Origin of the sequence: Hyphomonas neptunium ATCC 15444, assembly GCF_000013025.1 — a bacterium.
GTDB lineage: Bacteria > Pseudomonadota > Alphaproteobacteria > Caulobacterales > Hyphomonadaceae > Hyphomonas > Hyphomonas neptunia.
The window spans coordinates 1,232,465-1,251,588 of record NC_008358.1 but is presented as its reverse complement, the minus strand read 5'-3'; the positions used below and the strand labels follow the sequence as shown (position 1 = coordinate 1,251,588).

The following is a 19,124-nucleotide window of genomic DNA, read 5'->3' as shown; positions in this document are numbered from 1 at the left end:
CGGCACATGTATGAAACACTTTCAAGTTTTGCGCAGACCTGGGGCCTCTCCTTCTTTGTCGGAATGTTCCTCGTGGCCGTCGTCTATGCCCTGTGGCCCAGCAATCGCGAGAAGTTCCGCGAAGCCGCCCGCCAACCCCTGATCGACAAGGAGCCTTCAGATGACTGAACACAAGAAGGACATTGATGAAGTCTCCGGCGTTGAAACCACAGGCCATAGCTGGGACGGGATCAAGGAACTCAACAACCCGCTGCCGCGCTGGTGGCTGTATGTTTTCTATGCGTCCATCGTGTGGGCCATTGGCTACATGATCTTCATGCCGGCGATCCCGTCCCTTCCGGGCATGGGTGTCAACAACACGCCGGGCCTGAGAGGGCATTCCGACCGTGCGCAGGTTGCCCAGGAAGTGGCAGAGCTTCGCTCCGGCCGCTCCGAGGCAGCAAGCCAGCTGGTCACCGCATCGCTGAGCGAGATCGAGAACGACCTGACCCTGCAACAATTCGCGTTGGCCATGGGCGAAAGCGCGTTCGGGGACAACTGCGCCACCTGCCACGGCGCGGGCGGACGCGGCGCGAAGGGTTATCCCATGCTGGCCGACGATATCTGGCTGTGGGATGGCACGCTGGAAGGCATCGAAACGACGCTTCGTCATGGCATCCGCCATACCGATGATCCCGACACCCGCCGCAACTCCATGCCCGCATATGGGCGGGACGGCATGCTGACGCCGAAGGAGATCGACGACCTTGTGCAATATGTGCTGAACCTTTCCGGTCGGGAAGCTGACCAGGCCGCGATAGACCGCGCAGCCCCCATCTTCGCAACCCAATGCGTCACCTGCCACGGCGCAGACGGCAAAGGCAACCGCCAGCTGGGCGCACCGAACCTGACCGACCATGAATGGCTGTTTGGCGGAGAGCCGCGCGATATCCAGCAGACGATCTACAGTGCCCGGAATGCGCACATGCCCGCCTGGCAGGGCCGCCTCGATGATCCGACCATCAAGGCCCTGGCAGTTTATGTTCACTCGCTCGGCGGGGGTGAGAAGTGACAAAAGTCACGCTCATCAAGGCGGGCGGACGGGGTGCTCCGGGGCAAAAGCCGGAGCATCCGCCTTCCCTCTATGAAAAGCGCAACCAGATCTATCCCAAGCTCGCCCATGGCAAGTTCCGGATGATCAAATGGCTGGTGATGGCGGGCACGCTTGCGGTGTACTATCTGATCCCCTGGATCAGATGGCCGCGCGGCGAGGGCATTCCGGATCAGGCCGTTCTGGCAGATTTTGAAGGGGAAAAGTTCTACTTCTTCTTCCTGGAGATCTGGCCGCAGGAGATCTACTTTCTGGGCGGGCTGATCATTCTGGCGGCGCTCGCGCTGTTTCTGGTGACCTCCCTCTTTGGGCGGGTCTGGTGCGGGTATACCTGCCCGCAGACTGTCTGGACCGATCTTTACATCTGGGTGGAGCGCGCCTTTGAGGGCGACCGCGCAGCGCGCATGCGGCTTGACCGGGCGCCGATGAGTTTCAACAAGACCTGGAGGAAGACGGGCAAGCATATTGTCTGGCTGCTGATTGCCTTTCTGACCGGCGGGGCATTCATTCTCTACTGGCATGACGCCCCGACCATCGGGCGGACTTTCTTCACCGGTGAGGCGCCGCTGACGGCGTACTTCTTTGCCGGTGTGCTGACCTTTACGACCTACGCCCTCGCCGGAACCATGCGCGAGCAGGTCTGCACCTATCTCTGCCCCTGGCCGCGCATTCAGGGCGCGCTGACGGATGAGCACGCCCTCAACGTCACCTACCGCTATGACCGGGGCGAGCCGCGCGGCCCTCACCGGAAAGACCAGAGCTGGGAAGGCCGGGGCGACTGTATCGACTGCAAGCAATGCGTGCAGGTCTGTCCGATGGGTATCGACATCCGCGACGGCGCCCAACTGGAGTGTATCCATTGCGCCCTCTGTATTGATGCCTGCGACGACATGATGAAAAAGGTCGGCCGCCCGACCGGGCTGATCGCCTATGACACAGATGTGGCCGTGGCTGCCCGCGCCTGTGGAGAGAAGCCGCGCTACAAACTGCTGCGGACACGCACAATACTCTACGCCATCCTGATTGCCGCCATCAGCCTGCTGATGCTTTGGGGATATACCTCCAAATCGACCTATGAATTCAACGTTCTGAAAGACCGGTCACCGCCCTTCATCCGCCTTTCCGATGGCCGCATCCGCAATGGCTACACGCTGAAACTCGTCAACAAGTCCACAGATGTGCGCACCGTTGATGTTTCCGTGGAGGGCCTGCCGGAATCAGACTTTGAAATCATCGGCCTTGGCCCGGCGCCGGAGGGTGGCACGCTTCAGGTCACGACAGATGCCCATGGCGTGGAACGGTACCGGTTGCTGGTGACCGCCTCTCCGGAAAACCTCTCCCGCCGCACGACCCTCACGGTACAGATCAAGGACGTGGCTACCGGTGAAATCGCCGAAGCGGACGCCCCCTTTACAACAGGAGACCAATAATGGCTGCTTCCCTGTCTCTCGAAAACTCCGGCAAAGGCAAGATGAAGGGCTGGCATGCTCTGCTCTGGTTCCTCGGTTTCTTCGGCTTCATGTTCGTCGTGAACGGCATTTTCCTCTGGGCGGCTATCACCAGCTTCCCTGGTGAGGATGTTGAAAAGTCCTATCTCACTGGCCTGGACTACAATCAGGAACTGGCCCGCCGCGCGCATCAGGAGGCCGCTGGCTGGAACGCCGAAATCGGTATCAGCGGCACCAATCAGGGCTTCCTCCTCACCAGCCGCCTGATGACGCGCGATGGCAGCGCCCTGCCCGTCTTCGGCACCCAGGCACAGCTGCGCCACCCAACTGACCGGGCTCTTGACCGGGTTGTCACGCTCACCCCCGCCGGTGGCGGCGAGTATGTCGCAGAACTTGGCGACCTGCATGCAGGCGCCTGGAGCGTCAATATTGCGGCCGATGTCGATCCGGAAACGGATGGCTTCGAGTTCCGCGCCAGCCGGGAAATCATTGTGCCATGACCGGCCTCGCCCTCGACACCAATGGCTGCCCCAGCGGGCTCGCGCCGCCGAGCGGGTCAGATACCTCTGACCCGGCCGCCTTCGTGCGCAAGGTAGGCAAGCAAAGCCGCCTGTCGCTCACGGTGCGCGGGGCGAAATGCGGCGGGTGTCTCTCGCGTATCGAGGGGGCGGTTTCTGCATTACCGGGCGTAGAGAGCGCAAGACTGAACCTTTCAAGCGGAAAGCTGGAGATTGCATGGTCGGGCAATCTGGAACCCCGGCGGATAAGCGAAGCGGTGAGCAGCCTTGGATATGGCGTGGCGCCGCTGAATACGGCCACGGAAGATGATGGGCACAAGAAGGAGGAGCAATCGCTTCTCCTCGCCATGGGCGTTGCGGGTTTTGCGACGGCGAACATCATGCTGCTGTCTGTCTCCGTGTGGGGCGGGCATGAGGAAATGGGCGAGGCGACGCGGCAGGGCCTGCATGCGCTTTCCGGCGTGATTGCCTTGCCGACGCTGATTTATTCGGGGCGGCCATTCTTCCGGTCTGCGTGGAATGTTCTGAAGAAGCGGCGCACGAATATGGATGTGCCGATCTCGCTGGCGCTGATCCTCGCTTTCTCGGTCAGCGTGGCGGAGACGCTGCGCGGCGGAGAACACGCGTATTTTGATGCGGCGTGCATGTTGTTGTTCTTCCTGCTGATCGGGCGGTTCCTGGATGCGCGGGTGCGGCGGCGGGCCTGGTCGGCGGCGCGCGATCTTGCTGCGCTGGCCAGCCGCACGGTGATGCGGATCGGCGCCGATGGCGCGCCGGTATCTGCGCGCGCGGAGGACATTCGCCCCGGCGACAGCATCCTTCTGGCGCCGGGCGAGCGCGCGGTGGTGGACATGGTGATTGAGGGCGGGGAGTCGGAAGTAGACGAGAGCCTTGTGACGGGCGAGAGCCTGCCGCGCTGGACGGGCACGGGCATGAAGCTGATGGCGGGCGCGATCAACCTCTCCCAGCCGCTGACCGGGCGGGCGACGGCGGCAGCGGCAGACTCCCTTCTGGCCGAAATCAGCCAGATGCTGACAGCGGGCGAGCAGAAGCGGTCGGCCTATCGCCAGATCGCTGACAAGGCGGTGTCGCTTTATGTGCCGCTGGTGCATTCGACGGCATTGCTGACGTTTCTGGGTTGGTGGCTGGTGGGTGGCATGGGATTGCGGGAGGCGATCCTGGTTGCTGTCTCTACGCTGATCATCACCTGTCCTTGCGCGTTGGCGCTGGCGGCGCCGGTTGTGCAGGTCGTGGCGGCGGGGCGGTTGTTCCGGGGCGGGGCTTATCTCAAATCGGGTGACGCGCTGGAGCGGATTGCGGCGTGTGATCATGTGATCTTTGACAAGACCGGTACGCTGACCCTTGGCACGCCGCGCCTTGTTTCGACGGGCATTCCCGCCGCGCTGATTGGCGACGCGGCGCAGCTGGCGCGGGCGAGCCGGCATCCGCTGTCGCGGGCTTTGACGGCGGCCGCTGGGCCTGGGCCATTGGGAACGGATGTGAAGGAGCGGCCCGGTCTTGGGCTTGAAGGAATGGTCGGCGGCGTGGCCTGCCGGCTGGGCTCTGCTGAATGGACGGGCGCGGCGGCGACGGGGCATGTGGGCGCGACGCTGTTCTTTGCGCGGGGCGAAGAGGCGCCGGTGGAGCTGCGCTTTGAGGATGATATTCAGGGCGACGCGGCCGGGATGCTGGCGAAGCTTTCGGCCATGGGGATGACGATGGAGATCGTCTCGGGCGACCGGGCAGAAGCTGTGGCGGAAGTGGCGCGGGCGCTGGGGATTGATCAGTGGACGGCGGGCGCCAGTCCGCAGGACAAGGTGGCGCGGCTGGAGGCGTTGCAGGCGCAGGGGCGCAAGGTGTTCATGGTGGGCGATGGGCTCAATGATGCGGGCGCGTTGGCGCTGGCACATGCATCGGCGGCGCCCGGCGGGGCGCTGGATGTGAGCCAGTCTGCGGCGGATGCGGTGTATTCAGGCGGGCTTGCGCCCCTGCCCCGGCTGGTGAAGACGGCGCGGACGGCGAAGGCGGTGATGTTGCAGAATTTCGGATTTGCGGCGGCGTATAATCTGGTGGCGGTGCCGATCGCGGTTCTGGGACATGCGACACCGCTGGTGGCGGCGATTGCGATGTCGGGGTCTTCGATTGTGGTGTGCCTGAACGCGCTGCGGATCAATCTGAATACGGAGAAGGCGGTATGAGCGGTCTTGTGTTCCTGATACCCATCGCCCTGATGATGGGCGGCCTGGGGCTGGTCGGGTTTCTCTGGGCGGTGCGGACCGGCCAGTTTGACGATCCTGATGGCGCGGCGGCGCGGATTTTGATTTCTCCGGATGAGCCTTTGCCGGAGCATAAGGGGGAGTAGCGGGCAGCGGGTTTGGCCGGAACGCGCGGGGGCGCGGCCGGTGCTTGCCTTTTCATTGATCGGATTTCCACTCGCTGCGCGCGGCTAGGAGGTGTCGGGGGTGAGCCCGCTTATCCTTCGACTTTGCTCAGGATGAGCTTCGAGGGGGATGCCGCCGAAAACCTGCGTTGGAGAGGTTTGGGATTCCTCCAGAAAAACGCCAACCATATTTGGCGGGACCGCGCTTTGCCAGACCGGATCGTCCCAGCCCGGCTTTAGTGCTTCGGGTTTGCGATAGGCGCGCCAGTGGTCGCCGACCTGGACGATGTGGACCTGGCCCCAGCGGGTAACCGAGATGAGGAGGGTACGGAGTTCTTTATCCTGACGTTTGAATATCCAGCGCAGCTGTAGCCAGAGGTATGGCCAGAAGACCGGCGATACGTGGGCATAGAGGCGGGCGATCTGGGGCGTCATGGGAGGGAGTATACCTCCGCCTGCGGAGGGGGTGGATGAGATTTCTGGAAATCGCGGAGTTACTACAGGTTTGGGGGGAATAATGGTGGATAGGGCGGAAGGCCCTCACCTCCCATCGCCTTTGGCGGCAGGCCCCTCCTCTCCCACTTCGCGGAAGAGGGGTAAGAGGCGTTGTGCTTTCCGCGAACTCCGTTGGAGTTTTTTGCGGAAAACTCCAACAAAACTCCAACGGGACTCCAAGCGTCAGGACCAGACACGTCCGGACAGACTTGGACACTCTCGGACAGATCAGGACAAATCCGGACAGACCGCGTCAGGCGGGGGCCATGTGCCAGGTTTCATAGTCCATGACGGCGCCTTGCCAGGGGAGGTTTGCGACGCGGTCTACCCAGTCGCGGATGAGGGGGTCATCCGGGGTGGCGTCCTTGAACCAGAGGAAGGGCGAGGCGATGAGGAGGTCGGCGGCGGTGAGGCGGTCGCCCATCAGCCAGGGGCCTTGCTCGAGCGCCTTGTGGAGGCGGGCGATGATTTCCGGCATGCCGCGGAAGGTAGCGTGAAGGATGGGGTCTTCCAGGCCCATATGGTTGAAGACGATGACCGGCTCCATCACGCCGCCATACCAGGAGAGCCAGGAGAGGAAACGGCCGCGCTGACAGTCGCCCTGGGGTACGCCGAATTCGGACGCCGGGAAGAGGTCTGTCAGATACAGCATGATGGCCGAGCTTTCCCAGATTTCAACGCCGTCATGGACAAGGACGGGCACCTTGCCTTCGGGATGGGGGTTGAGCGGGTCGGGCCCGCCGGTGCCATCATTGCGCGCGACAGAGACGATGCGGACCTTGACGCGGTCAAGGATGCCCATGGCGTGCAGGAGGCCGATGATGCGGGTCGAGCGGGAATGGGGGGAGTGGTAAAGGGTGAGCATTTCAGGTCTCCTTCGGGGGTACTTGCCGGGGGCGGCATGGAGACACTATGGTGGCCCCCTCCTGACAGTTTTCGTCAGGAGGGTTTTTCTAGTGTTTCGCCATGGCCCGCACCGACCGTCTCTTTCGCCTGCTGCATCTGATGCGCACCCTGCCCCGCCCGGTGACGGCGGCGCGGCTGGCGCAGGAGACCGAGGTTTCAGAGCGGGCGATCTACCGGGATATTGCCGCCCTGCGCGCCGCGGGGGCGCGGATTGATGGGGAAGCAGGCTATGGCTATGTGCTGGAGGAAGACCCGGCCCTGCCCCCACAGAGCTTTACGCGGATTGAAATCGAAGCGCTGCTGATCGGCCTGGCCGAGGCGCAGAATTCCGGCGACAGCGAAATTGCCGAGGCGGCGCAGCTGGCGCTTTCAAAAGTGATTGCCACCCTGCCCGAGCGCCAGCAGCGCGAAGCCGCCCATGCCGTGCATTACGTGTTCCGGTATGACCGGCGGGAAATACCGGCGCGCGACCTGGCGCTGATCCGTTCAGCGTGCTGGGAGGAGGAAACCCTGCGGCTGTCCTATCGCGACGAGGCCGGCAATGCGACGGACCGGTTCGTCCTGCCCCTGACGATCCTCTATGCGGAGAAGGTGTTGGTACTGCTGGCCTGGTGCAAGCTGCGCCAGGACTGGCGGAGTTTCCGGATTGACCGGATTGCAACAGCTGAGCGGACGGGGGAAAGTTTCCGTCCCCGGAGGGTCGGGTTGTTACGGGAGTATACCGAGCGGATGAAGGCGCGGGGGCGGCGGGTTTAGGGGCGCAAGAGCGCCCGGACGCTATTCCCAATCGCCCTCGTACTCTTGATAATAATATCCCTCTTCGTCCGCTTCCTCATCGTAATAGTCTGCGTCGTCTTCTTCGTAATACTCCTCCTCATATTGTTCGGCAGCGGGCGCAGCTTGCTGGCATTGGGAGACGAAGGAGAGGCCGGTGTCGGTGAAGTTTTCGCTGGTGATGTCGATGTGTTCGGAAAGGCCGTCGAATTCGGCGCGTTCTTCCGGGGTGAGGCTTTCATCGGCGCCGACACCATCGCGTATGGCGGTCATTTCTTCCACGGCTTTGCCAAAAGCATCGGCCGCCCCAACCAGAGCCAGGCACACGCCTTGCTGATTGCCTGCGTCAAAGGCCGCGATTGCCTCTGCGTCGTAGGCGAGCCCCTCTTTGACGACGCTGACCGCCTCATGCCAGCGCGCATGATAGGTGCTGGTATCGGCAAGGGCGGCGGCGGGCTGGGCCGCAGCGAGGGTCAGGAGGAAAACGGCGCGCTTCATTATGGCCTCAATGAAAAAGGCCGGACCCAGACGGTCCAGCCTCAATCTGCCTAGCATGGCACCGGGAGGAGCAGAATACCCCTGTTCCGGTGTGGCTTGATTGGGGCGCCTGTTCCTGCGCATCCCCAGCGGGAGGCGCAAGGAGGGGACGTGATTAGCGCAACGTTGCGGCGGCGATCTCCGGGCGGTCTTCGGCGGTTTGCAGATATTTGGGATCGGGGCGTAGCCGGGTGGCCTGCTCGTAGGCGTAGCCATAGGCGAGGATGGCGGCGTCAGTATCCCTGCCGCCCAGGAAGGAGAAACCGAGCGGGACGCCGTGGACTTCGCCCATCGGGACGGTGAGATGGGGATAGCCGGAGACGGCGGCGAGGAAGCCCGCGCCGGCCCATTCGGGCCAGACATCGCCATTGATGGGATCGACCCGCGGCGCCAGCGGGCCGGACGGCGCGACGATTGCGTCGAGGCTGTATTCCGTCAACAGACGGTCTATGCCCTCCGCGCGGGTGGCGTTCTGGACGATGGCCAGGGCGTTTGTGTAGGCTTCATCCGTGAGCGGGCCGAGGGCATCGGACGCCTCGAACAGGTCCTGATTGAACAGGGACAGTTCGGTGTCTGCATGTTCGATGTTGAAGGCGATCACATCGGCCAGCGTGCGGGTTTTGACGGCTGGCGGCGCGGCGGCGAGATAGGTGTTGAGGCTGTCTTTGAACTCGTATTGCAGCACCAGCAGCGTGGCGGCCCAGAAATCACCGGGAACGCTGTACTTCTCGATCTCGACGATTTCAGCGCCCAGACTGCGCAGGATACTGACGGATCCGTTGAAGCGGGTGATGATGTCTTGATTGGAGCCGACGACGGCGCGCAGGACGCCGATGCGTTTTCCCTTCAGCGCTTCGGTGGAGAGGGCGGCGGCGTAACCGGTCTCGCCCGCGTCCATGGCGTCCATCAGGAGGGCGGCGCCGGTGACGGTTTTCGTCATGGGGCCGGCGGTGTCCTGGCTGGGTGAGATGGGGACGATGCCCTGCTGGGGAATGCGCCCGACTGTCGGCTTGAAGCCGACGAGGCCGTTGACGTTGGCCGGGCAGATGATGGAGCCGTTGGTTTCCGTGCCCACGCCAGCGGCCGCGAGCGAGGCGGCGATGGCCGCGCCTGTGCCAGAGCTGGAGCCGCAGGGGGAGCGGTCGAGCATGTGGGGGTTACGGACCTGTCCGCCTACGGAGGACCAGCCGCTGATGGAATTGTTGGAGCGGAAGTTTGCCCACTGGCTGAGATTGGTCTTGCCGAGGATGACGGCGCCCTGGGCGCGCAGGCCGGCGGCGAGGGGGCTGTCGCGGCCGGTGAGGTTGTCTTTCAGGGCGAGGGAGCCCGCCGTGGTGGGCACCGGGTCGAGGGTTTCGATATTGTCCTTGAGGAGGATGGGGATGCCATCCAGGGGGCCGAGGGCCTGGCCGGCTGCGCGGCGGGCGTCTGACGCTTCGGCCTGGGTGAGGGCGTTGGGGTTGAGCGCGATGATCGATTGCAGGCGCGGGCCGGCGCGGTCGACCGCCTCGATGCGGGCGAGATAGGCGGCGGTGAGATCGCGGGAGGTCAGCGCGCCGCTGGCGAGGGCGGCGGAGAGCTCAGGCAGGGTTTGTGCCAGCGTGGCATCGGCTTCGTAATTTGGCGGTGTGGGCACGGCGGGCGCGGCTCCCTCAAGGGCGGGTGCCGGCGTGGCGCAGGCGGCGAGTGTGAACGCGGCGAGCGCGGCGGTGATGTGGCGTAGCATGGGATGCCCCCTCCCGGTCGCTGATCAGGGACTGATCAGTGACCGGGAGAGTAGCGGGGTGTCGGTCCGGGTCAATTGCGCGGGGCGCTTTGGCCGGTTCAGCGCGAGAACTTCTTGAACTTGAGGCGCTTTGGATTGACGGCATCTTCGCCGAGGCGGCGTTTCTTGTCTTCGAGGTAGGACGAGAAGTCGCCCTCGAACCATTCGACATGGCTGTCGCCCTCGAAGGCGAGGATGTGGGTGGCCATACGGTCCAGGAACCAGCGATCGTGCGAGATGATAACGGCGCAGCCGGGGAAGTTGTCGAGACCTTCTTCGAGGGCCTGCAAGGTTTCCACGTCGAGGTCGTTGGTCGGTTCATCGAGCAGGAGGAGGTTGTGGCTGCCGCGAAGCATCTTGGCGAGGTGGACGCGGTTGCGCTCACCACCCGAGAGTATGCCGACTTTCTTCTGCTGGTCGGTGCCCTTGAAGTTGAAGGCGCCGACATAGGCGCGCGACATGACCGAGACGCCGCCCAGGTCGATGAGGTCCGTGCCGCCGGAGATTTCTTCCCAGACGTTCTTGTTGGGGTCGAGCTTGTCACGGCTCTGGTCGACATAGCCGATCTTGACCGTTTCGCCGACGCGCAGGGCACCGGTATCGGGTTTTTCCTGGCCGAGGATCATCTTGAACAGCGTGGATTTACCCGCGCCGTTTGGACCGATCACGCCGACGATACCGCCGGGGGGCAGTTTGAAGTCGAGATTTTCGATCAGCACATTGTCGCCGAATGCCTTGCCGAGGTTTTCTGCTTCCAGCACGACGCCGCCGAGGCGGGGGCCGGGGGGAATGCGGATCTGCGCGGTCATCACCTTCTCGCGCTCAGCCTCCGAGGCCATCTTCTCATAGGCCGTGATACGGGCCTTGGACTTGGCCTGGCGGGCCTTCTGGCCGGAGCGGACCCATTCAAGTTCCTTGGCGAGGGTGCGCTTGCGGCCGACATCGTCGCGCGCTTCCTGCTCCATCCGCTTGGCTTTCTGTTCGACCCAGCCCGAATAGTTGCCCTGGAAGGGCACGCCGCGGCCGCGATCGAGCTCGAGAATCCAGCTGGTGATGTCGTCGAGGAAGTAACGGTCGTGCGTGACGAGGATGACGCAGCCGGGGAAGTTGATCAGGTAGTTCTGCAGCCAGGCGACGGTTTCCGCGTCGAGGTGGTTGGTCGGTTCGTCCATCAGGATCATGTCGGGCTTGGACAGCAGGAGCTGGCAGATCGCGACGCGGCGGACTTCACCGCCCGAGAGGGTGGTGACGTCGGCGTCGTTGTCCGGGCAGCGCAGGGCGTTCATCGCCATTTCGATCTTGGAGTCGATGTCCCACGCATCGGCCGCGTCGATCTGCTCCTGCAGCTTGGTCATCTCTTCCATGAGTTCATCGGTGTAATCTTCGCCGAGCTTGGCGGAGATCTCGTTGAACTTGTCGAGCATCTGCTTTTCCGGGCAGGACGCGGCGACGTTTTCAAACGCGGTGAGTTTGGGATCGAGCTTTGGCTCCTGCGGGAGATAGCCGACCTTGATGCCTTCAGCGGCCCAGGCTTCGCCGGAGAAATCCTTGTCCACGCCCGCCATGATGCGCAGCAGGGTCGATTTACCCGAGCCGTTGACGCCGACCACACCGATCTTGGCATCCGGGAGGAAGTTCAGGTGAATGTTTTCAAACACCTTCTTGCCGCCGGGATAGGCCTTGGTGAGGCCCTGCATGTGGTAAACGATCTGGGGACCGGCCATGGGCTGTGGTTCCTTTGCGAAGCTGGAAATGGGTTGTCTGGGCGCGATGTGGCCTGCCACGGGCAGAAGATCAAGCGATACGCAGCGTTCGTTGGCAGATGCGCGTTGATGGGCGGGCGTTTTCCGGGTCAGCAGCCCCTTTCAGCGGCGCGCAACCCGCTCTACACCGTCCTTGCCCTCCTTATTACAGGTCCCGCATGGACGACACGCCTCCTTCAAGTCCGGCCGCCAAGCCCGCAGGCTATGGCGATGATGACATGACGCGGGCGTCAGGCTGGGACGCTTTACTGGACGATCTGTTCGGGCTGAATGTGCGGGCGCTGGCGACGTTGTGGGTGTCGTGTACGCAGCCTTCAAAGCTGTTCACGGCGGCGCGGGACCAGAACTGGCTGGACAGATATACGCCCTCCATCCGCCTGGTGTTTTCGCTGATCGCGGTGGTCGTGTTCCTGAAATTCCTCTGGACGAATGATGCCTCCGCCCTGTTTGCCACGTCCCGGCAGATGTTTGAGGATCTGGCGCTGGAGTTTCCGGGGCGGGATCTGGACGGCGCCACCCGCGAATATCTTGCGATCCTGCTTGTGACCTATCCCTTCACCTATTTCGGCATTCACGCCCTTGTGTCGGTGTTCGTGAATATCTGGGGCAAGGGCACGCCGCTGCCGGTCCGCATCCGGCTGTACTTTGTGACGCTGATCCCTGTGCTGCTGACAGGGGTGGTTTCGACGCTGCTCTACGCCGTGATGACGGTGGAACAATTGAATGCGTCGATCCTGATCGTTCCTCTGATGGTTCTGGGCATCTACGGGGCTGTGCTGATGAGTGGGCTGAAGCCGGTCTACCCGTCTGCGCGGCGCCGGATGTGGCGGAGCGGACTGGGCGCGGGGGTGATGTTCGGCGGGGACATGGCCGTCAGCCTGCTCTCATCGCTCTGGGCCGTGACATGGCTGTATGCCAGCGCGGGCTGAGCGGCGCCTTGGCCTGATGACATGTGCGAATTCGGGGTTAGTGTCCTGAAGGATGATGATCCGGACACTCTGCATGGCACTCTTGGCCGCACTGGCGCTGACTTTCTGTATGGCGCGTGCAGACACGCCCCCGGCAATACCAAAGGACGCCGCCTCCATGACTGACGCTTTGCGGCTGACGCCCGAACGCCTGTATGCCTCCCCTTCCCTTTCCGGCACCGCCCCGCGCGCTGTGAGGTTTTCGCCCGACGGGCGGCGCGTGACCTTTCTGAAGCCGCGGGCCGAGGAGAGCGCCCGGTACGATCTCTGGCAGTTTGACGTGGAAAGCGGGGCGCAGTCCCTGCTGGTGGATTCCAGCGTGATTGATCCGGCGGACGCTGAACTTTCCGAAGAGGAAAAGGCGCTGCGGGAACGCAAGCGAATCGCCAATGTGCGCGGGATTGCAGACTATGCCTGGGGCACAGCCGACACGATCATCGTTCCGGCGGGCGGGGACATTCATCTTGTGACGCTGAAGAAAGGTGGGCCGGAGACACGGCGGCTGACCCATACGGACGCCTTTGAATATGACGCCAAGGTCTCGCCGCGCGGCACGCATGTGAGCTTTATCCGCGACGGGGCGCTTTATGCGATCGAGCTGGCCACCGGCACGGAGACGCGGATTTCGCCTGAGGCGCAGCCGGAAAAGGCCCTCAGCTATGGCGTGGCCGAGTTTGTCGCGCAGGAGGAGATGGACCGGTATACCGGCTACTGGTGGAGCCCGGACGAGCGCTACATTGCCTTTACGGAAGTTGACGAGAGCGGCGTGGACATCATTCCGCGCTTTGACATTGCCGCCGATCAGGTGACCGTGATCGAGCAGCGCTACCCGCGCGCGGGGCGGCCGAATGCGAAGGTGGCGCTGCATGTGGCCGACCTGAAGGAAGAGCGCACCAGCCGCATTTCGAGCGTGGGGCCGGATGATTACCTGGCGCGCGTGAACTGGGCGCATGGTAGCCTCTGGTTCCAGACCGTGAACCGGGCGCAGACGGAAATCCGTTACAACCGCACGGACGGCCTGCCCTGGCGGGTATGGGCTCCGTTTACGGAGGAACAGGGCCGCTGGGTGAACCTGTCAAACGATTTCATTGCGCTGCCTGATGGCGGCATTCTGCTGACGCATGAGCGGGACGGATACCGGCATATCTATTGGCGCGACGCCTCCAATGGAGAAATGCGGCAGGTGACATTCGGGCACTGGGTGGTGAGCGATATTGCCGGGTTTGATCCCGAGACGCGGGAGATTTATTTTACCGGCTTCAAGGATACGCCGCTGGAGAAGCATCTCTATGCAGTGCATCTGGGGTTGAGCGATCAGCAAGTTGCCTCACTTGGCGCGCGGCGACTGCCCGATTCTGCCTGTATTGATGTCAATCCGGGCGCAGCGCGGTTGCACAAGGAATGCCCTGAAGTGCGGCGGATTACGCCAGAGGGCGGGAGCTGGTCAGTGTCGATGGGCGCAGGCGCGAAAAGCTATGTTGGCACCTTTTCTTCTCCAGATCAGCCGCCCCAGACGGCGCTTTACAAGGCGGACGGAACGCGCATTGCCTGGATCAACGAGAATGCGCTGAACGAAGGCCATCCGTATGCGCCTTACCTGACCGCGCACACCGCGCCCGAGTTCGGGACGATCCCGGCCGAGGATAATCAAACGCTTTACTATTCGATCCAGAAGCCGCCGGGGTTTGATCCGGCGAAGAAGTATCCGGTGATCGTGGAAGTGTATGGCGGGCCGCATGTGCAGCGGGTGGCCAATGACTGGCGGCCGCTCGGCGATCAGTTCTTCACCCATGCGGGCTATATCGTGTTCCGGCTGGATAATCGCGGCACCTGGAACCGGGGCAAACGGTTTGAGGATGTGATCCACCGGCAGACGGGCGGGCCGGAGGTGCGCGATCAGTTGCGCGGGGTTGAATGGCTGAAAGCGCAGCCCTTTGTGGATGGGGAGCGGATTGCCATTCAGGGCTGGAGCTATGGCGGGTATATGGCGCTGATGACGGCGGCGCAGGCGCCGGAGGGGACGTTTGCAGCGGCAATTGCCGGGGCATCGGTCACCGACTGGTCGCTTTATGATACGTTCTATACGGAGCGTTACATGGGCACGCCGGAGAACAATGCCGAGGGCTATCACGCCTCCAGCGTGTTTGCGCATATCGACGGGCTGAAAGGGCCGCTGCTGCTGATCCACGGGATGGCGGATGATAATGTGACGTTTGACAATACCACGCGCCTGATGGCCGAATTGCAGGCGCGCAGCCAGCCTTTCGAGCTGATGGCCTATCCCGGCCAGCGGCATGGCATTCAGGGGGAAGCCTTGCAGGTGCATCTGATGCGCACACGGATGGCGTTTCTGGAGCGGCACCTGAAGGCGCCCGCCCCATGAGCATCCGGCCCTGGACGATCCTATCTTCGAAGCAGGTGATGAAGGACAGCTTCATGGGCCTGCGCACCGACCGGTGCCGGCGGGAGGATGGGCATATCGTCGAGGCTTATCATGTGACCGAGCTGACCGATTGGGTGACGGTGATCCCGGTGACGGATGCGGGCAATATCGTGCTGGTGCGGGAGTATCGCCATGCGGCGGGGGTGATCCTGACGGGGCTGCCGGGCGGCGTGGCTGATCCGGGCGAAACGAATTGGGCAGACGTTGGCGCGCGGGAGCTGCGCGAGGAGACGGGTTATGTGGCGCGCGAGATGGTGTGGGTGGGTACGTGCTATCCCAATCCCGCGACGCAGGATAACCGACTGCACTATTACCTCGCGCTGGGCTGCACGCAGGATGCCGATCAGTCGCTTGATCCGAATGAGGAGATCGAGGTTCTCGAAATGCCGTATTCGGAGTTTCTCGATTATGGCAGCCTGAAGGTTCAGCACGCACTTCACGCCGCGGGGCTGTTTTATGCCGAGCGGTATTTCCTGAAGCACCCTGACCAACGCCCCAAGGAGTAAAGCCATGCCCGCCTTTCAACCGACTGCTGACCAGTTCCGCGCGTTCCGGGATGATCCGTATGATGGGTCGGTGGCGCAGGTGAATATTCTGAAGTTCAGGGTGAAGGCGGAGTATAGGCCGGAAGATCCCGAGCATGGCGAGGCAATCAGCGGGCGGGACGCGTATATGCGCTATTCGGAAGCCTTTACGGTGGCGGCAGCCGAAGTGGGCGGGACGACGCTGCTGCTGGGGGATACGGAGCGGTTTTTCATTGGCGGGGGCGACTGGGACGCGGTGCTGGTGAACCATTTCCCCAACCGGCAGGCGTTTATCGCGACGCTGAACCATAAGGACTACAAGGATATGTCACGCCACCGCGATGCGGGCCTGTTGTGTCAGGATCTGATCGTGACGCGGCCGACATGGGTGAATGGGGAAAAGGTTTAATCGCCTGTCCGTGAAGCGGCTTGCTGGGCCGGGATTTCAAATGATATATCCTTTTAAATCCCCTAGCTGGAGTGAGCTTCATGATCGTATCTGCCCCTGCCCTGAAGGTCGTCCGCCAGTTTGTGGATGGGGCGTTCGGGCAAATCCATGTGCGCATTGCGGCGCCTGAGACGCAAACGGCGCGCCCGCTGGCCTGCCTGCATATGAGCCCGAAATCGGGGCGCATCTATGCCCGCTTCATGCAGGCGATGGCCGCTGACCGGATGGTGATTGCGCATGATTATCCGGGCTTTGGCGAGTCAGACGCCCCACCCGCCGAGCCGCCGGTGAGCATTGAGGATTATGCCCGCAGCCTGTGGGATGTGGTGGACGAGTTGGGCCTCGGGCAGATTGACCTGATGGGCTATCACACCGGATCGGAAGTGGCGGTGGAGGCGGCGCGGCAGCGGCCGGAGGGCGTGGGCGCGATTGTGCTGATCGGGACGCCTATCTTCACGGCGCAGGAGCTGGACGCGATGCACGCGACCTACAGCCATGTGGACCTTGATGTTGACGGCACGCGGTTCAGCCGGATGTGGGCGAGCGTGGTGGCCCATCGCGGGCCGGGCATGACGCTGGAGATGATGGCGGAGTCCTTCGCAGAGAATTTGCGCGCGGGCGAGGCGTATGAATGGGGGCACCGGGCAGCGTTTGCGTATGCGCGCCGGTTTCCGGAGGTGCTGTCGAGCCTGGCGCACAGGATCACGGTGTTTAATCCGGAGGATGACCTGCGCGAACAGACGCTGCGGGCGCCCGCCTATCTGGCCAATGGCGTGGTGGAGGATCATCCCGAATGGGGGCATGGGTTTCTGGACGCCCACACGGCTGACGCGGTTCGCGCGGTGAAGGCGGCGCTGGGCTGATATTCTGACCGGATGGCTTCGAGCCCGCCCTCGTGACAGACAACGCGGGATATGGTGATGTGGCTGTCAAAAGCCGGACCGGGAGAAGACATGAGCGGATATGAAGTCTACGGAGCATTGGGGTCTCCCTATTCTCTGAAGGTGCGCGCCGCGTTGCGGGCAAAAAGGCTGGCCAACAGCTGGACGGGGATGACGGGCGAAGAGCGCGCGGTGTTCATGCCGAACGTGAAGGCGCAGGTGATCCCGGTGATCCGGAGGCCCGATGGCAGCTGGACGAATGATTCCACGCCTTTTCTTCTCTCGATTGAGAGCGAAGGCCGCGCTTTGGTGCCAGAGGACACGGCGCTGCGCTTTGTATGCCTGCTGCTGGAGGATATGGCGGACGAATGGTTCATGAAGGCGATGTTCCATTATCGCTGGTTTTATGAGGCGGATCAGGAATGGTGCGCCAATTGGCTGATGTATGACTCGATGCCCAATGCGGGGCTGGAGAAGGTGGAGAAGAACGCTGCCACGATCCGTGCCCGGCAGATTTCCCGCATGGCGCTGGTGGGGTGCACGCCGCAGACAGCGCCGCTGATCGAGGCGAGCTGGAAGCGCAGCTGCGCGGCGTTGCAGGAGATGGCGCTGGGGCCGGGGCGGTTTCTGTTTGGGGACCGGATTTCGCTGGCGGATCTGGCGTTCTATGGCCAACTTAAAGTTATGAGCTATGACCCGACGCCGATGGCGTGGATGCGCGAGGCGACGCCTTACCTTTATCGCTGGCTGGACCATGCCGATGATGCGAGCGGGATTGGTGGGGACTGGGGGAGCGCGGAGGCAGCGCTGGCCTCACCCGCAATCACCAAGCTGCTGGCGCAGGCGGGCGACACCTACCTGCCCTTCCTGCTGGCGAACGCCAAGGCGATTGAGGCGGGGGCTGAGACCTTCTCGCTGACGATTGAAGGGGGACGTTATGAGCAGGGTGTGTTCAAATATCAGGTGAAGTGTCTTGCGAGCCTGCGCGAGGAGTGGCAGCGGCTGGACGAGAACACACGCGGCGCAATTGCGCGCCTCATTGGCCCCGGAGCAGACATACTTGGCTGACGAACTCTCCCCCATCTCGCGCCTGCTGCACCGGCGGGGTGAAAGCCTGCAAAAAGGTGATCCGGTCGCCCTGCCCATCGTGGCGTCGACGACGTTTCATCTGCCGGGCGACCCGCAGGCGAGCCATGTGTATGGCCGCTATGGCAACCCGACGGTGGAGGAAGTGGAGGCCGAGATCGGCCTGCTGGAAGGGGCCGAGGCGGTGCTGTTTCCGTCCGGCATGGCGGCGATTGCGGCGGTGTTTTACGCCCATCTGAAACCGGGTGACCGGGTGCTGGTGCATGCGGACGGCTATTACAATGCCCGCGCGCTGCTGGAGGCGTATTTTGCGCCGCTGGGCGTGGATATTGCCACCTGCCCGACGGCGGACATGGCGGAAGCCGATCTGACAGGCGTGAAGCTGGTGCTGGCGGAGACGCCGTCCAATCCGGGGCTGGAGGTGTGCGACCTCGCCAAGCTGGCGCGCAATGCGAAGGATGCAGGCGCGCTGCTGGCGGTGGACAACACCACGGCCACACCGCTGTGCCAGCGACCGCTGGACCTGGGGGCCGACTTTGCCATCATGGCCGATACAAAGGCGATGGCGGGGCATTCGGACATTCTGGCCGGACATGTGGCGAGCCGTGACCCGGCGCTGATGGCGCCGGTGAAGACCTGGCGGCGACTGGGCGGGGCGATCTGCAGCCCGTTTGATGCCTATCTGCTGCACCGGGGGCTCGCCACGCTGGAGCTGCGCGTGGCGCGGGCGAATGCCAATGCGCTGGCGGTTGCCAATGCGCTGGCGGGCATCGAGGGGGTGGCGGGCCTGCGCTATCCGGGGCTGGCGACGGACCCCGCGCATGACATCGCACGCAAGCAAATGAGCGGGTACGGACCAATTGTGAGCTTTTGCCTGCCGAGCCGGGAGCTGGCTGAAGCGTTCATCGCGCGCCACCCCCTGCTGACGCCGTCCACGAGCTTTGGCGGTGTGCATTCGGCGGCCGAATGCCGGGTGCGCTGGGGGGATCATGTGGCGCCGGGGTTCATCCGCATGGCGTGCGGGATAGAGCCTGTGGCTGACCTGACCGGCGCAACGATCCGGACGCTGGATTCCCTTAACCTTCGCGGTGCTTAGGG

The 19,124-nt window shown here is 63.2% G+C and carries 19 protein-coding genes; 14 read left to right on the top strand and 5 right to left on the bottom strand.

The features are described 5' to 3' along the window. The first annotated feature begins 6 nt into the window (after positions 1-6). From HNE_RS06100 to ccoS, 6 genes are read left to right on the top strand one after another with little or no spacing between them, the layout of a single operon-like run. Entirely contained in the window at positions 7-168 is a 162-nt protein-coding gene (locus HNE_RS06100; protein WP_011646248.1) for a cbb3-type cytochrome c oxidase subunit 3, read from the top strand. Next, positions 161-1,051, top strand: a complete 891-nt coding sequence (gene ccoP, locus HNE_RS06095; protein ID WP_011646247.1) for a cytochrome-c oxidase, cbb3-type subunit III — start codon at positions 161-163, stop codon at positions 1,049-1,051. Before HNE_RS06100 ends, ccoP begins: the two co-directional genes overlap by 8 nt. Next, positions 1,048-2,520: a cytochrome c oxidase accessory protein CcoG gene (ccoG, locus tag HNE_RS06090; RefSeq protein ID WP_011646246.1), complete on the top strand. Its 1,473-nt coding sequence runs from the start codon at positions 1,048-1,050 to the stop codon at positions 2,518-2,520. The genes ccoP and ccoG overlap by 4 nt, the downstream gene beginning before the upstream one ends. Continuing rightward, complete coding sequence (locus HNE_RS17840; protein WP_011646245.1) at positions 2,520-3,038, top strand: FixH family protein; 519 nt, start codon at positions 2,520-2,522, stop codon at positions 3,036-3,038. Before ccoG ends, HNE_RS17840 begins: the two co-directional genes overlap by 1 nt. Continuing rightward, positions 3,035-5,254 carry a heavy metal translocating P-type ATPase gene (locus HNE_RS06080; protein ID WP_011646244.1) on the top strand — a complete coding sequence of 740 codons (2,220 nt, stop codon included), beginning with the start codon at positions 3,035-3,037 and terminating at the stop codon, positions 5,252-5,254. Before HNE_RS17840 ends, HNE_RS06080 begins: the two co-directional genes overlap by 4 nt. Beyond that, positions 5,251-5,418 carry a cbb3-type cytochrome oxidase assembly protein CcoS gene (ccoS, locus tag HNE_RS06075; RefSeq protein ID WP_011646243.1) on the top strand — a complete coding sequence of 56 codons (168 nt, stop codon included), beginning with the start codon at positions 5,251-5,253 and terminating at the stop codon, positions 5,416-5,418. Before HNE_RS06080 ends, ccoS begins: the two co-directional genes overlap by 4 nt. An 84-nt stretch (positions 5,419-5,502) precedes the next feature. On the opposite strand, the gene HNE_RS06070 is transcribed toward ccoS, so the two are convergent. Further along, complete coding sequence (locus tag HNE_RS06070) at positions 5,503-5,871, bottom strand: hypothetical protein (protein ID WP_011646242.1); 369 nt, start codon at positions 5,869-5,871, stop codon at positions 5,503-5,505. A 313-nt stretch (positions 5,872-6,184) separates the two neighbouring features. Further along, positions 6,185-6,796 (bottom strand): glutathione S-transferase family protein, encoded by a 612-nt coding sequence (locus tag HNE_RS06065; protein WP_011646241.1) that lies wholly within the window; start codon positions 6,794-6,796, stop codon positions 6,185-6,187. Positions 6,797-6,897: 101 nt separating this feature from the next. On the opposite strand from HNE_RS06065, the gene HNE_RS06060 reads away from it, so the two are divergent. Next, complete coding sequence (locus HNE_RS06060; protein ID WP_011646240.1) at positions 6,898-7,593, top strand: helix-turn-helix transcriptional regulator; 696 nt, start codon at positions 6,898-6,900, stop codon at positions 7,591-7,593. Between the two features lie 21 nt (positions 7,594-7,614). Here HNE_RS06060 and HNE_RS06055 read toward each other — a convergent pair whose 3' ends face one another. From HNE_RS06055 to ettA, 3 genes are all read right to left on the bottom strand, one after another. Continuing rightward, entirely contained in the window at positions 7,615-8,109 is a 495-nt protein-coding gene (locus HNE_RS06055) for a hypothetical protein (RefSeq protein ID WP_035590539.1), read from the bottom strand. A 154-nt stretch (positions 8,110-8,263) separates the two neighbouring features. Then, positions 8,264-9,874, bottom strand: coding sequence for an amidase (locus HNE_RS06050; protein ID WP_083759026.1), 1,611 nt, complete (start codon positions 9,872-9,874; stop codon positions 8,264-8,266). Between the two features lie 98 nt (positions 9,875-9,972). Continuing rightward, positions 9,973-11,637, bottom strand: coding sequence for an energy-dependent translational throttle protein EttA (ettA, locus tag HNE_RS06045; RefSeq protein WP_011646237.1), 1,665 nt, complete (start codon positions 11,635-11,637; stop codon positions 9,973-9,975). Between the two features lie 197 nt (positions 11,638-11,834). Here ettA and HNE_RS06040 point away from each other — a divergent pair, with 197 nt between their 5' ends. The 7 genes from HNE_RS06040 (at position 11,835) to HNE_RS06010 (ending at position 19,122) form a co-directional block, all read left to right on the top strand. Then, positions 11,835-12,605 carry a hypothetical protein gene (locus HNE_RS06040; RefSeq protein WP_035590541.1) on the top strand — a complete coding sequence of 257 codons (771 nt, stop codon included), beginning with the start codon at positions 11,835-11,837 and terminating at the stop codon, positions 12,603-12,605. Positions 12,606-12,762: 157 nt separating this feature from the next. Next, the gene (locus tag HNE_RS06035) at positions 12,763-15,027 is read left to right on the top strand and encodes a S9 family peptidase (RefSeq protein WP_198022829.1); all 2,265 of its coding nucleotides are present in this window, start codon (positions 12,763-12,765) and stop codon (positions 15,025-15,027) included. Further along, the gene (locus HNE_RS06030; protein WP_011646234.1) at positions 15,024-15,593 is read left to right on the top strand and encodes an NUDIX hydrolase; all 570 of its coding nucleotides are present in this window, start codon (positions 15,024-15,026) and stop codon (positions 15,591-15,593) included. Before HNE_RS06035 ends, HNE_RS06030 begins: the two co-directional genes overlap by 4 nt. Before the next feature lie 4 nt (positions 15,594-15,597). Beyond that, on the top strand, positions 15,598-16,020 hold the full coding sequence (locus tag HNE_RS06025) for a DUF1330 domain-containing protein (RefSeq protein WP_011646233.1): 423 nt from the start codon (positions 15,598-15,600) through the stop codon (positions 16,018-16,020). Between the two features lie 80 nt (positions 16,021-16,100). Further along, positions 16,101-16,922, top strand: coding sequence for an alpha/beta fold hydrolase (locus tag HNE_RS06020; RefSeq protein WP_011646232.1), 822 nt, complete (start codon positions 16,101-16,103; stop codon positions 16,920-16,922). A 90-nt stretch (positions 16,923-17,012) separates the two neighbouring features. Then, positions 17,013-18,008, top strand: coding sequence for a glutathione S-transferase C-terminal domain-containing protein (locus tag HNE_RS06015; protein WP_011646231.1), 996 nt, complete (start codon positions 17,013-17,015; stop codon positions 18,006-18,008). Then, positions 18,001-19,122 (top strand): cystathionine gamma-lyase, encoded by a 1,122-nt coding sequence (locus HNE_RS06010; protein WP_011646230.1) that lies wholly within the window; start codon positions 18,001-18,003, stop codon positions 19,120-19,122. The genes HNE_RS06015 and HNE_RS06010 overlap by 8 nt, the downstream gene beginning before the upstream one ends. Positions 19,123-19,124 lie beyond the last annotated feature (2 nt).

What these genes read in the sequence shown, in the direction of transcription:
- HNE_RS06015 (WP_011646231.1), top strand. Translation starts at nt 17,013, where the DNA reads ATGAGCGGATATGAAGTCTACGGAGCATTGGGGTCTCCCTATTCTCTG.
- ettA (WP_011646237.1), bottom strand. Translation starts at nt 11,637, where the DNA reads ATGGCCGGTCCCCAGATCGTTTACCACATGCAGGGCCTCACCAAGGCC.
- HNE_RS06100 (WP_011646248.1), top strand. Translation starts at nt 7, where the DNA reads ATGTATGAAACACTTTCAAGTTTTGCGCAGACCTGGGGCCTCTCCTTC.
- HNE_RS06060 (WP_011646240.1), top strand. Translation starts at nt 6,898, where the DNA reads ATGGCCCGCACCGACCGTCTCTTTCGCCTGCTGCATCTGATGCGCACC.
- HNE_RS06080 (WP_011646244.1), top strand. Translation starts at nt 3,035, where the DNA reads ATGACCGGCCTCGCCCTCGACACCAATGGCTGCCCCAGCGGGCTCGCG.
- HNE_RS06035 (WP_198022829.1), top strand. Translation starts at nt 12,763, where the DNA reads ATGACTGACGCTTTGCGGCTGACGCCCGAACGCCTGTATGCCTCCCCT.
- HNE_RS06055 (WP_035590539.1), bottom strand. Translation starts at nt 8,109, where the DNA reads ATGAAGCGCGCCGTTTTCCTCCTGACCCTCGCTGCGGCCCAGCCCGCC.
- HNE_RS06025 (WP_011646233.1), top strand. Translation starts at nt 15,598, where the DNA reads ATGCCCGCCTTTCAACCGACTGCTGACCAGTTCCGCGCGTTCCGGGAT.
- HNE_RS06020 (WP_011646232.1), top strand. Translation starts at nt 16,101, where the DNA reads ATGATCGTATCTGCCCCTGCCCTGAAGGTCGTCCGCCAGTTTGTGGAT.
- HNE_RS06070 (WP_011646242.1), bottom strand. Translation starts at nt 5,871, where the DNA reads ATGACGCCCCAGATCGCCCGCCTCTATGCCCACGTATCGCCGGTCTTC.
- HNE_RS17840 (WP_011646245.1), top strand. Translation starts at nt 2,520, where the DNA reads ATGGCTGCTTCCCTGTCTCTCGAAAACTCCGGCAAAGGCAAGATGAAG.
- HNE_RS06030 (WP_011646234.1), top strand. Translation starts at nt 15,024, where the DNA reads ATGAGCATCCGGCCCTGGACGATCCTATCTTCGAAGCAGGTGATGAAG.
- HNE_RS06050 (WP_083759026.1), bottom strand. Translation starts at nt 9,874, where the DNA reads ATGCTACGCCACATCACCGCCGCGCTCGCCGCGTTCACACTCGCCGCC.
- ccoS (WP_011646243.1), top strand. Translation starts at nt 5,251, where the DNA reads ATGAGCGGTCTTGTGTTCCTGATACCCATCGCCCTGATGATGGGCGGC.
- HNE_RS06065 (WP_011646241.1), bottom strand. Translation starts at nt 6,796, where the DNA reads ATGCTCACCCTTTACCACTCCCCCCATTCCCGCTCGACCCGCATCATC.
- ccoP (WP_011646247.1), top strand. Translation starts at nt 161, where the DNA reads ATGACTGAACACAAGAAGGACATTGATGAAGTCTCCGGCGTTGAAACC.
- HNE_RS06040 (WP_035590541.1), top strand. Translation starts at nt 11,835, where the DNA reads ATGGACGACACGCCTCCTTCAAGTCCGGCCGCCAAGCCCGCAGGCTAT.